The 11,818-nt window shown below is 57.8% G+C and carries 11 protein-coding genes; 2 read left to right on the top strand and 9 right to left on the bottom strand.

The genetic code is table 11. The features are described 5' to 3' along the window. Nucleotides 1-3: 3 nt before the first annotated feature. Entirely contained in the window at nucleotides 4-951 is a 948-nt protein-coding gene (gene ribF, locus HNR62_RS14035; RefSeq protein WP_204796705.1) for a bifunctional riboflavin kinase/FAD synthetase, read from the bottom strand. Between the two features lie 67 nt (nucleotides 952-1,018). Beyond that, nucleotides 1,019-2,575 carry a murein biosynthesis integral membrane protein MurJ gene (murJ, locus tag HNR62_RS14030; RefSeq protein ID WP_204796704.1) on the bottom strand — a complete coding sequence of 519 codons (1,557 nt, stop codon included), beginning with the start codon at nucleotides 2,573-2,575 and terminating at the stop codon, nucleotides 1,019-1,021. Between the two features lie 197 nt (nucleotides 2,576-2,772). On the opposite strand from murJ, the gene rpsT reads away from it, so the two are divergent. Beyond that, on the top strand, nucleotides 2,773-3,033 hold the full coding sequence (gene rpsT, locus HNR62_RS14025) for a 30S ribosomal protein S20 (RefSeq protein ID WP_104485672.1): 261 nt from the start codon (nucleotides 2,773-2,775) through the stop codon (nucleotides 3,031-3,033). 85 nt (nucleotides 3,034-3,118) lie between these two features. Here the strand turns inward: rpsT and HNR62_RS14020 are convergent, their stop codons facing one another. The 7 genes from HNR62_RS14020 to rppH form a co-directional block, all read right to left on the bottom strand. Continuing rightward, nucleotides 3,119-3,424 carry an ArsR/SmtB family transcription factor gene (locus tag HNR62_RS14020; protein ID WP_420827164.1) on the bottom strand — a complete coding sequence of 102 codons (306 nt, stop codon included), beginning with the start codon at nucleotides 3,422-3,424 and terminating at the stop codon, nucleotides 3,119-3,121. A gap of 27 nt (nucleotides 3,425-3,451) precedes the next feature. Continuing rightward, a complete protein-coding gene (nhaR, locus tag HNR62_RS14015) occupies nucleotides 3,452-4,396 on the bottom strand; it encodes a transcriptional activator NhaR (protein WP_204796703.1) in 945 nt (314 codons plus the stop codon). 88 nt (nucleotides 4,397-4,484) lie between these two features. Beyond that, a complete protein-coding gene (nhaA, locus tag HNR62_RS14010) occupies nucleotides 4,485-5,684 on the bottom strand; it encodes a Na+/H+ antiporter NhaA (RefSeq protein ID WP_204796702.1) in 1,200 nt (399 codons plus the stop codon). Between the two features lie 177 nt (nucleotides 5,685-5,861). Next, entirely contained in the window at nucleotides 5,862-6,656 is a 795-nt protein-coding gene (gene thyA / locus HNR62_RS14005) for a thymidylate synthase (protein ID WP_204796701.1), read from the bottom strand. Beyond that, nucleotides 6,653-7,471 (bottom strand): prolipoprotein diacylglyceryl transferase, encoded by an 819-nt coding sequence (gene lgt, locus HNR62_RS14000; RefSeq protein WP_204796700.1) that lies wholly within the window; start codon nucleotides 7,469-7,471, stop codon nucleotides 6,653-6,655. Before lgt ends, thyA begins: the two co-directional genes overlap by 4 nt. A 92-nt stretch (nucleotides 7,472-7,563) precedes the next feature. Beyond that, nucleotides 7,564-9,822 carry a phosphoenolpyruvate--protein phosphotransferase gene (ptsP, locus tag HNR62_RS13995; RefSeq protein WP_204796699.1) on the bottom strand — a complete coding sequence of 753 codons (2,259 nt, stop codon included), beginning with the start codon at nucleotides 9,820-9,822 and terminating at the stop codon, nucleotides 7,564-7,566. A gap of 25 nt (nucleotides 9,823-9,847) precedes the next feature. After that, a complete protein-coding gene (rppH, locus tag HNR62_RS13990) occupies nucleotides 9,848-10,360 on the bottom strand; it encodes an RNA pyrophosphohydrolase (protein WP_204796698.1) in 513 nt (170 codons plus the stop codon). A gap of 687 nt (nucleotides 10,361-11,047) precedes the next feature. Here rppH and mutH point away from each other — a divergent pair. Then, entirely contained in the window at nucleotides 11,048-11,713 is a 666-nt protein-coding gene (gene mutH, locus HNR62_RS13985) for a DNA mismatch repair endonuclease MutH (protein WP_420827165.1), read from the top strand. Nucleotides 11,714-11,818 lie beyond the last annotated feature (105 nt).

The raw sequence follows: 11,818 nt of genomic DNA, 5'->3' as shown, positions 1-11,818 counted from the left end.
ATCCTACATTCCGTTCGGTTCTGATGCCGCCGGCCCGAACCATTGTCGGGCCTCGGCGGCATCGCGTTGAATTTGCTCCTTCAGCAGCGCAAAGGAAGCGAATTTTTGCTCGTTCCGCAGTTTATGGCGGAGCTCTACTTCCACCTGTTTGCCGTACAGATCGCCGGCAAAATCAAACAGATGGACTTCCAACAGGGCGCGGGTACCGCTGACGGTGGGCTTGTCACCGATATTGGCGACCCCGGGGTAACGGTGGCCGTTCAGCCACAACTCCACCACATAGACGCCGGACACCGGTATTACCTGCCGCTTGAGCGCCACATTGGCGGTGGGAAAGCCGATGGTCCGCCCCAGCTTGGCGCCATGGGCCACTCGTCCGCACAGGCTGAAGGGGCGCCCCAGCATGGTGGCCGCATCATCCAGCCGGTCTGCCGCCAGCGCCTCGCGGATCAGGGTGCTGCTGACCCGCCGGCTGTTCATGCGCCAGCTCTGGGTGCTGACCACCTCGAAGTCGAAGGCCCGGCCGGCCCGGGTCAGCAGCTCGAAATCTCCGCCCCGGTTCCGGCCGAAACGAAAATCGTCGCCCACCACCAGAAAGCGCACCCCCAGCTTGTCCACCAGCAGGCCACGGATAAACTCATCCGGAGACTGGGCGGCAAAGTCGGCATTGAAGCGCACGCACAGCAGGCGATCGATGCCGAGCCGTGCCAGTTGCTGGTATTTTTCCCGCAGCCGGGTCAGTCGGGGTGGCGCCTCGCCACCGGTAAACAGTTCCTGCGGCTGTGGCTCGAATACCATGACACAGGCCGGTACCTTGAGCCGGCGGGCCTGCTCGACAAGACGACGCAATACGGCCTGGTGCCCCAGATGCACCCCATCAAAATTACCGATGGTCAGCACACAGCCGCGATGCCATGGTTTGATGTTGTGTATGCCGCGAATAAGCTCCATAGACTCCGATACCGGCCTCTGTAAATCGGCGGATTATACCTCAGCCGGCCCTCAGGATCAGCCTTTGCTATGCGGTTTTAAAGTGCTTTATCCGTACGCCGCTCAGCAGCAGCAGGGCACCGTAACACAAGGCACCGGCACCGATATAGCCCAGCAGGTGCAAACTGCTGCTCAGCAGGCTCCACTCGGCCCACTGCGCCAGCGGCGGTGACAGCCACCATAACAGCGCCGCCATGCCGCAGCCAGCCACTGCCACCTTGAGCGCAAAGCCCAGGGTCTCGCGACCGGGATGATAGATATCACGCTGGCTCAGCCCCCAGGCCAGCAAGCCGGCATTGAGCATGCCCGACAGGGCCGTGGCCAGTGCCAGCCCCACATAGCCGAGCGGAAAAATCAGAATGGCGTTGAACACCATGTTGGCCACCATGGCGATAATGCCGAAGCGCACCGGGGTTTTGGTGTCCTGCCGGGCATAGTAGCCCGGCGCCAGCACCTTGATTAGCATGAAGGCCTGCAGCCCCAGTCCGTAGGCCACCAGACTCTTGCCGGCCGCCGTGACTTCCGTCACACCGAACTCGCCGCGCATGAACAGCACCCGCAGCATGGGTTCGCTGAGCACTATCAATCCCAGCATGGCGGGAAAGCCCATCAGGAGCACCATGCGCACGCCCCAGTCCATGGTGGCGGCAAAGCCGTCTTTTGACTCATCCACATGACGACTCGACAGCGCCGGCAGTATCACGGTGGCGATGGCGATACCGAACAGGCCGAGCGGGAATTCCAGCAGCCGGTCGGAATAATACAGGTAGCTGATGGAGCCGGTGGCCAGAAACGACGCCAGCATGGTATCGAACAGCAGGTTCACCTGGCTGACCGAGACCCCGAACAGGGCCGGTATCATCAGGGTGCGAACCCTCACCACCCCGGGGTGGTGCCAGGCCCAGCGCGGCCGTACCAGCAGATGCAGCCTGGCCAGAAAGGGAAACTGAAACAGAAACTGGATCAAACCGCCGGCAAAGACGCCGATGGCCAGCCCCAGTTCCGGCTGCGCCATGTTCGGTGACAGCCAGAGTGCCGCCGCAATCAGGGCCAGGTTGAGAAACACCGGGGTGAAGGAAGACACCGCAAACTTGCCGAAGGTATTGAGTATGGCCCCGGCCATGGCGGTGAAGCTGATAAACCACAGGTAGGGAAAGGTCACCTTCAGCAGCAGGGAGGCCAGCTCGAATTTGTAGGCCTCGGGCCCGTCGTTGACCCATTCCATGAACCAGCCCATACCGAACAGCGCCGTGACCACCCCGGAGCCAATCATCCCGGCCAGGGTGACCAGGGTGACGATGCCTCCCAGGGTGCCGGATACCGCCGCCAGCAGATCCTGGGTGTCCTTGAAGCTGCGGGTCTGCCTGTATTCGGTCATCACCGGCACAAAGGCCTGATTGAAGGCGCCCTCGGCAAAGAGCCGGCGCAGAAAGTTGGGAATCCGGTTGGCAAAAAAGAAGACGTCGGCCGCGGCTCCCGCCCCCAACAGGTTGGCGATCACCACATCGCGTACCAGCCCCAACACCCGGGATACCAGTGTCATGGCGGACACAATCAGGCCTGATCGCAAAAGCGCCTTGCTCAAAATGAAAACCTCGCGGTAAGAAAATTGCTGAATGCAGGGGAATGCTGCTAGAATCCGGCCGACAGTTTAACCCCCAGCCCTGTATCTGACCACAGGGCGGTGTTTATTTGCACAAATCAATTGACAATCTGCGGTGAAAAAGGCATATTCCTCGGCCTTTTATTAACACTCGCTAAGACAGTTTCAGGAGTTTTACCTTGGCTAATATCAAGTCTGCTAAGAAACGCGCGATTCAAGCAGAGAAACGCCGTAAGCACAACGCCAGCCGCCGTTCCATGGTTCGCACCTACGTGAAAAAAGTAGTTGCAGCCATCGCCAGCGGTGACAAAGCGAACGCACAGAAAGCTTTCGACGTCGCTCAGCCTCTGCTGGATCGTATGGCCACCAAAGGTCTGATCCACAAGAACAAAGCTGCTCGTCACAAGAGCCGCCTGAACGCCAAGATCAAGGCTCTGTAATTCAGAGACTTAATCCGCAGCGTCAAAAAAACCGGCTTAATGCCGGTTTTTTATTGTCTGGAGTTCACCCCTCACTCTTCTCTCTTCACTCCTCCCGGCAGTACAGCTTGTGCAGCAGGGCGATCACTTCCCGCACTTCCTCGCTTTTCAGCGAATAATACACCGTCTGCGCCTCTTTGCGTGTGCGCACCAGGCCATCGTTACGCAACAGCGCCAGATGTTGCGACAGCGCCGACTGACTCAGCCCCAGGTGCTGGTTCATTTCTCCGACCGACAGCTCCTTGTCGAGTAAATGACACAAAATAAACAGTCTTCGTTCGTTGGCCAACGCCTTCAGCAGCCTGACTGCCTGGGCCGCGTTGGCTGCCATTGCTTCCATATTCAATGCCATCGTGATGTCCATTTTCCAGTGTCTGTTTTAACTGAATTCACCATCGAAGGTGACGGGCGGTGTCACCGCAGAAAAATCGTCCAGCCCGGAGAACAACGAGCTGAAGTCACTTTCACATAATCGCTTTACCGCCGGATGCTGGATCATCCGCTCGGCAAAAATGACGTAGTACTCTTCTTTCAGCTCTTCGACCCGACCGAGCTCAATCACCGGCTGATATTGCAAAATGGCGTCCCGATAGATGGCCGGCGCCACGAAAATACCCTGGTTGAAAAAGCCGAACGCCTTCATCAGCGCCGCATCGTCGAATTCACCCAAGATCTGCGGCGTGAGGCCCTGCACCTCCAGCCAGTGCCGCAGTTGCCGTCCCATGGCGGTACGCCGCCCCGGGATCAACAGCCGCCGCTCTTCCAGACACTCGGGAAAGGGCTTGGTCGGTAACGGCTCCCGGCAGTAGAAGCCGATATCGCACTCTCCCAGCTTCTTGGACAGCAGCCCCGCATGCTGGGCCGAGTCGACCGGGCAGTCCGACAGTATCATGTCCAGCTTGTGCTCGCTCAGCTGCTCGAGCAGCATTTCGTGGGTCGACTCGTAGCAGCGCAGGTGGATGGAGCCATCATTGGGGATCACCGACAGCAGGACCCGGCTCGCCAGTCGTTTGGACAAGGCATCGGCGATGCCGACGTCGAAAATCAGGTGATCTTCCTTGCGGTAATGCACTATATCCAGCATCTCGTAAGACAGACTGAACATGCGATCCGCATACTTGAACACCAGCTGGCCCAGCTCGCTGGCCTCCAGCTGGCGCCCCTTGCGCTTGAACAGCTTGCCACCGAGGCGCTGCTCCAGCTGACGGATCTGCCCGGTAACGGTCTGGGGGGTCAGAAACAGCGCTTCGGCCGCCTTGGTGACCGAGCCTTTCTTCTGCGTCATCCAGAAGTAATACAGGTGGTTGTAGTTAAGGTGTGACAAGGTGCCGTCTCCGGGATTCAATGCTCCATCATAAAGAAACCGGCCGGGTTTTTACACCCGACCGGCATGATGAAAACGGGAGCGGCCTTTACACCAGTTGAGTGTGCGCCGACACCTTGCGCCGCTCGGGAGCCTTTTTCGGCAACACCCGCCGCAGCATCACATAACCGGCAATAGCCGCCAGGGTCGAGCCCATCAGAATGCCCAGGCGCGACAGGTTGGCAAGCTGGGCCTGATCCGCAAAGGCCAGTGAGGAAATGAAGATCGACATGGTAAAGCCGATACCACACAACACCGAGACCGCAAAGATCTGACGGAAACACACGCCCGCCGGCAACCGGGCATAACCCAGACGCACCGACAACCAGCTGACCAGAAAAATCCCCATGGGCTTGCCCACCAGCAGCCCGACCATCACCCCCAGAGGCAGCGCCGACGTCAAATCGGTCAGCGACAGTCCTTCCAGCGATACCCCGGCGTTCACAAAGGCAAACAGCGGCAGTATCACGAAGGCACACCAGGGGCTAAGAAAGTGTTCAAGTTGCTTGGAGGGGGAGAAACGGTGGCCGTAAAGGGGGATCAGAAAGCCCAGGATCACGCCGGCCAGGGTGGCATGTACCCCCGACTTGAGCACGGCAACCCAGATGATCCAGCCCAGCAGCAGGTAGGGCATCAAATTGCATACCCGGGCCCGATTCAGCCATACCAGACCGACAATACCCAGCGCCCCTACCGCCATGGCCGTGAAATCCACACCCTGGTTGTAGAACAGGGCGATGATGATGATGGCGCCCAGATCGTCGATAATCGCCAGCGCCAGCAGAAACACCTTGAGGGTCAGCGGCACCCGTTTGCCGAGCAGGGCCATGACCCCCAGCGCAAAGGCAATGTCGGTGGCGGCAGGAATAGCCCAGCCGCTATGGTTGGCAGGCTCCCCCTGGTTCAGCAGCATGAACCAGAGGGCAGGAAAAATCATGCCGCCAAGGGCGGCCAGGGCCGGAAACATGGCCTGTTCGCGGGTCGAAAGCGCACCTTCCACCATTTCGCGTTTGACCTCGAGGCCCACCAGCAGGAAGAACACCGCCATCATGCCATCGTTAACCCACAGCAACAGTGGCTTGTCGAGATCGAGATTGCCGATGCGCAGCTGAATGGGCATCTCGAGGAAGTGCTGATAGATGCCGGAAAGGCCGGTGTTGGCCATCAGCATGGCAATCAGGGCAGCAATGATCAGCAGTATTCCACCGGCCGACTCCATGGCCAGAAAGCGTTTAAGCACTTGCGACATAATCGAGCTCCTTCTCAAAGAATAGCCCGAGTGTAATCAGCTTGTTACAGGGGTAATAATCGGTTGTTTCTGATCGACACCTCGGAAAAAGCGAAATTAAGTACGAAATAGCTCAAAAATACCGATGAAAATAAAATGTTAATCTATAGTGTAGCTTTATTTACAAACAAAAATCTGTCAAATGGCGACCGGTGCCTTGATATGCGGGTACGGATGATAGTCTTCCAGAATAAAATCCTCGTAGGCATACTCAAACAGTGAATCCGGACGGCGGGCCAGTCGCATTGTGGGCAATGCTCTGGGCTCGCGGCCCAGTTGCAGCCGAGCCTGCTCCAGGTGATTGCGGTAAAGATGCACATCACCACCGGTCCAGACAAAATCGCCCACGTCGAGTCCCGCCTGTTGGGCCAGCATATGGGTCAGCAGCGCGTAGCTGGCAATATTGAAGGGCAGGCCGAGGAACACATCACAGCTGCGCTGATAGAGCTGGCAAGACAGCTTGCCCTCAGCCACATAAAACTGGAACAGGGCGTGGCAGGGCGCCAGCGCCATTTGATCCAGCTCGCCCACGTTCCAGGCCGAGACGATGATGCGACGGCTGTCCGGATTGGTCTTGATGGTGTTCAGCGCCTGGCTTATCTGATCGATGGTGCGACCGTCCGCTCCCTGCCAGCTGCGCCACTGATGGCCGTATACCGGGCCCAGATCGCCCTTGTCGTCGGCCCACTCGTCCCAGATCCGCACCCCGTGCTGCTTCAGATAGCCGATGTTGGTGTCACCGTTCAGAAACCACAGCAGTTCGTGAATAATCGATTTCAGATGACACTTCTTGGTGGTGATCAGCGGAAAGCCCTCACTCAGATCGAAGCGCATCTGGTGGCCGAATACCGACAGGGTGCCGGTACCGGTTCTGTCTTCCTTGACGGCGCCCTTGTCCAGGATGTGTTGCATCAGCTCCAGATAGGCTTTCATGCTGTTTTTTCTCCATTACCAAACCATTGGGGACGACGACAGGCCGCCCATAACATCAGTGCACCGGCCAGCATCATCGGCATCGACAACAGCTGCCCCATGCTGAACAAATCAAGGTAAAGCCCAAGCTGGGCATCCGGCTCCCGTACAAATTCCACCAGGAAGCGGAACAGGCCGTAGCACAGCAGGAAGAGGCCGGAAATCACGCCACGAGGCGGACGCGCGCGCCAGGCCAGATTCAGGATGATCAGCAAGACCACCCCTTCGAGGGCAAACTGGTACAGCTGGGAAGGGTGACGCGGCAGCATGCCTGCCGCCGGAAAAATAATGCCCCAGGGCACCTCCGTGACCCGGCCCCACAGCTCGCCGTTAATGAAGTTGCCGATGCGACCGGCCCCCAGCCCGAAGGGGATCAGCGGTGCGATAAAATCGGCTACCGCAAAAAAGGTTTTGTTCTGCTTGCGAGCAAACAGCCAAAGCGCCGTGATCACCCCGATCAGGCCGCCGTGAAACGACATGCCACCGGTCCAGATCTTGACGAGGTAAAGCGGGTCGGCGAGAAAGGTATCGAACTGATAGAAAAACACGTAACCGAGGCGGCCACCGAGGATCACCCCGAGAAAACCGTAGAAGAGCACGTCGGAGACCTGATCCCGGGTCCAGTCCGAGCCCGGTCGCGCCGCACGGCGATTGGCCATCCACCAGGCGAAGACAAAGCCCAGCAGATACATAAGGCCATACCAGTGCACCGCCAGGGGACCGATTTGTATGGCGATGGGATCGAATCCGGGAAACACCCAGTGACCTTGAGACATGCACTTACCCCGTCAGCAACAAAAGCAGCTATTGTGCTATTGAAACGACGGTACTGCAATTTAAGAGAGGTAAAGATTTGCAGGAGCTGGACTCAGCGTCCGCCGCGCAGCAGTCCGCCCAGGCCCCGTTGTTCCAGATAACGGCCGAACAGCCCCTTGAACACCCCGGTATGCCGATGGTTGAGGGCTTCCTGCAGCAGCTTCTGCAGCTCGTCACAGCGTGACTGACGCACTATATATTTGACGCGCATGAGGTTGCTGTTGTTCATGCTGAACCGCCGATAGCCCATGGCCAGCAACACCAGCACCCCGATGGGGTCACCGGCCAGCTCACCACAGATGGACACCGGCTTGGCGTAATGACGAGCCGCGTCGATGATCTGCTGCAAGGCACGCAAGACCGCCGGATGCAGGGCATCGTAAATATCGGCCACCCGGCCGTTGTTTCTGTCTACCGCCAGCAGATACTGGGTCAGATCGTTGGTACCTACCGACCAGAAGTCCACCAGCGGGGCCATGTCCTGTAGCTGGTAGAGCAGGGCCGGCACTTCTATCATCACCCCCAGGCTGGGGTAACGGATGATACCCTGCTGATCGGCGGTTTCGGCCGACACCTCACGCCAGGCCCGATCCAGCATTCTGCGCGCGACCCGTATCTCGTCGAGACTGGTCACCATGGGCAGCATGATGGACAGGTTGTCCAGCCCCTGGCTGGCACGCAGCATGGCCTTCAGCTGCACCAGAAAGATTTCGGGATGATCCAGGGTAAGCCGAATACCTCGCCAGCCAAGAAAGGGGTTTTCTTCCACGATGGGGAAGTAAGGCAATTGCTTGTCACCGCCCACATCCAGGGTACGCATGCACACCGGCTTGCCGACGTAACTGCTCATGACCCGGCGATAGCTGATGACCTGCTCCTGCTCGGAGGGAAAGCGGTCGCGCATCATGAAGGGAATTTCGGTACGGAACAGCCCCACCCCATCGGCGGTGTCGTTCATGGCGATATCGCTATCCGCGCTCAGACCCGCGTTCAGCAGCAAGGACACGGACACGCCGTCCAGCGTCACTGAGCTTTCGTTGCGCACCGTGTCGAAGAGCTCGTCCATCTGCTCTTCTTCGGCCATCAGGCGGCGATATTCGCGCAGCACCGAAGGCACCGGTTCCACCAGCAAGTCACCGTTGTAGCCATCGACGATCAGGGTACGGTCTTCCAGCAACTCGAACGAATGATCGATGCCCATCACCGCCGGAATGCCCATGGCCCGGGCCAGAATGGCGGCGTGAGAGTTGATGGAGCCCTTGGCGGAAACGATACCCTTGAGCTTGCTGCGGGGGATTTCCGCAATCAGGGTGGCGCTGATTTCGTCCGCCACCAGAATGATCGGCTCGTCCAGCGTCAGCAGGCCATCATCTTCGTGGATCAGCCGGGTCAGCAACCGCTGGCCCAGATCACGAATATCCGCCGCCCGCTCGCGCAGGTAGGGATCCGACATCACCGAAAACTGGGCTATCTGTTTTTCACAGACCCGCTTGACCGCACTGCCGGCAATCCAGCCTCGCTCAATCTGCTCCCGGATCAGGCCGATAAACACCGGATCCTTGAGGATATACTGATACACCTCGAACACCGCCACCGACTCGCTGGCCTGAGACTCCTTGAAACGCAGCGCCATGCCGTTCAGTTCGTCTTCCACCTGCACCAGCACCTTGTCGAGTCGCTCGTGCTGCACGACGGCATCATCCGCCTTGCGCTCCTTCACCTGGCTCAGTTCGACCCGGGGCCGCCACACCCAGGCACGTCCAATGGCGACGCCGGGAGAGCCCGCCAGGCCACGCAGCATGCCATGCCAGTTCGGCGAGCGCAGATTACCCTTGGCCTCGGCATGGGCGATAACGGTGGCCAGCTGGGAGGCCAGGGTCACCAGAAACGACTCTTCCCCCTCTTCGAACAGCCGTACCTGCCTCTGCTGCACCACCAGTACGCCCAGGGTTTTACGCTGATGAATGATGGGGGCACCGAGGAAGGACTTGAAGGCGTCTTCGCGCGCTTCGGGCAGATACTTGAATTTGGGATGCTGCTGGGCATCGGCCAGGTTGATCAGTTCTTCCTTTTCCCCGATCAGGCCGACGATGCCCTCGCCCAACGGAATGCGCACGTGACCCACGGCCTTGGCGGCCAGGCCATCGGTGGCCGCCAGCAGGTAATTCTGCTCAGGCTCCTGGCGCAGATAAATGGAGCAGCAGTCCACCTGCATGGCATGACGAGTCTGGCGAACCAGCTCGTTCATGGCACCATTAAGGTCGGAACTGGCCGTTACCTGCTGAACGATTTCCCGCAATTCCTTTAACACTGCCGCCTACTCCTTTGTCGATGCGTTACCGATGTCGCTTGCGAGCGTCTCGGCGGCCTTGCTCTGCCATCACGATGGGAGCAAACTCCCTCAGTACCCGTCGATAGACTTCCCGCTTGAAAGAAACCACCTGTCGCACCGGGTACCAGTAACTGACCCAGCGCCAGTCATCGAACTCCGGATGTCCATGACAGCCAAATTCGATGTGCGATTCATGATCCGATTCCAACCGCAACAGAAACCACTTCTGTTTTTGACCGATGCAGACGGGATTGCTGTCCCATCGCACCAGACGCTTGGGTAACTTGTACTTCAGCCAGTGGCGGGTGACCGCCAGCAAGGTGACATTTTCGGGTCTGAGCCCGATTTCTTCATACAGTTCCCGATACATGGACTGTTCCGGCGTTTCGCCGTCGTCCACCCCGCCCTGGGGGAACTGCCAGGAATGTTGCCCGTAGCGTCTGGCCCATAACACCTGGCCTTTGCGATTGCAGATCACTATGCCTACATTGGGACGAAAACCGTCGCCATCTATCACGCAATCACCAGACTAAAAAAATAACATAAGGACGATTGTTCCATATTCCCCTATTCCCGGCAAATGATGCTGTCAGCACGAGCTTGATGAGCAATGTTGAATAACTTGTCTTTTTGTCAATAGTTATAAACAGAAAAAGGATCGTCAGGGGATCGCTTTCCCCCAATTTATGTGGATAAGCTTGTGATAAAGGCTGTATAGCTTGAGATCCTCCCTTCCCCGCCCTGTGAACAACAGGGTGATCAAAACATAAGATGAGATAAAAAACACTAAAAAATCATAAGGATAATATCAAAAAAAAGGATCGTGCTGGATCTTTTAACAGCCCGACTCAAAATGACTGCCGTGTTAGTAAGTCTCACTGCTCAAAGATCAACCAGAGGAAACTTATCCACAAAACCGAGGTAAACAAAGCGTTAACGGCAAGAAAAAAAAGCTGATTTTTGGCGGTTTGGCTGCCGTAAAATCAACATTCGGCCCTGGCGCGCAGTTATCCAGATTTTCTGTGGATAAGGCTGTGCAACAGCATGTTTATACTCGGGTAAAACCGGTATATCATGCAGCCGCCAAAAAGAGCAATAACAACCTTCTGATAAATCATTTAAAATCATTTGGTTACAATATTTACCGACCCATTGGTCGGCATTTTTTCCACCCCTGGAGGGCGGTTATATTTTGAACAAACCCATTTCCCGCCCTGCATCGATCCCGGCCCTGCAGCTGAGCGCCGAACAACTGGCCGGCCTGTCGCTGAGAGAACTGGCCCAGTCACTTGATATTCCGGTGCCTGCCGATCTGCGACGAGACAAGGGCTGGGTGGGCCAACTGCTCGAACTGGCGCTGGGCGCCAGCGCAGGCTCCAAGCCGGAGCAGGACTTTCCCGAGCTGGGGGTCGAGCTGAAAACCATCCCCATCGACAGTCGTGGCAAGCCACTGGAAACCACCTTTGTCAGCGTGGCACCGCTGACGAACATCGGCGGCCTGCGCTGGGAAGATTCCAACGTACGCAACAAGTTATCCCGGGTCTTGTGGATACCGGTGCTCGGGGAACGCAGCCTGGCACCCGGTGACAGGATCATCGGCCAGCCGCTGCTGTGGAGCCCGAGCGAGCAGGAAGAACAGTGGTTACGTCAGGACTGGGAAGAAATCATGGAGCTGATCAGCCTGGGGAAGGTACAGAACATCAGTGCCCGTCATGGCCAGGTGCTGCAGCTCAGGCCCAAGGCGGCCAACAGCCGGGCACTGACCGAGGCGGTCGGTCGCCAGGGACAGCCCATCATGACGCTGCCGCGCGGCTTCTATCTTAAAACCAACTTTACCGCGGCGCTGCTGGCCCGGCATTTCATGCTGTAATACCAATCCAATTGGCTATGTATGCGTTAACTGTGTCTGTGCCAATAAGATGCTGTTTTCATTCGGGTTAGTGTGAGTTTCAAAGAATCGCCGCCAAGCCAGATA

This window comes from Oceanisphaera litoralis, assembly GCF_016907015.1.
Classification (GTDB): domain Bacteria; phylum Pseudomonadota; class Gammaproteobacteria; order Enterobacterales; family Aeromonadaceae; genus Oceanimonas; species Oceanimonas litoralis.
This window is presented reverse-complemented; position numbering and strand designations above follow the sequence as displayed.

What these genes read in the sequence shown, in the direction of transcription:
- ribF (WP_204796705.1), bottom strand. Translation starts at nt 951, where the DNA reads ATGGAGCTTATTCGCGGCATACACAACATCAAACCATGGCATCGCGGC.
- HNR62_RS14020 (WP_420827164.1), bottom strand. Translation starts at nt 3,424, where the DNA reads ATGGCATTGAATATGGAAGCAATGGCAGCCAACGCGGCCCAGGCAGTC.
- nhaA (WP_204796702.1), bottom strand. Translation starts at nt 5,684, where the DNA reads ATGTCGCAAGTGCTTAAACGCTTTCTGGCCATGGAGTCGGCCGGTGGA.
- thyA (WP_204796701.1), bottom strand. Translation starts at nt 6,656, where the DNA reads ATGAAAGCCTATCTGGAGCTGATGCAACACATCCTGGACAAGGGCGCC.
- lgt (WP_204796700.1), bottom strand. Translation starts at nt 7,471, where the DNA reads ATGTCTCAAGGTCACTGGGTGTTTCCCGGATTCGATCCCATCGCCATA.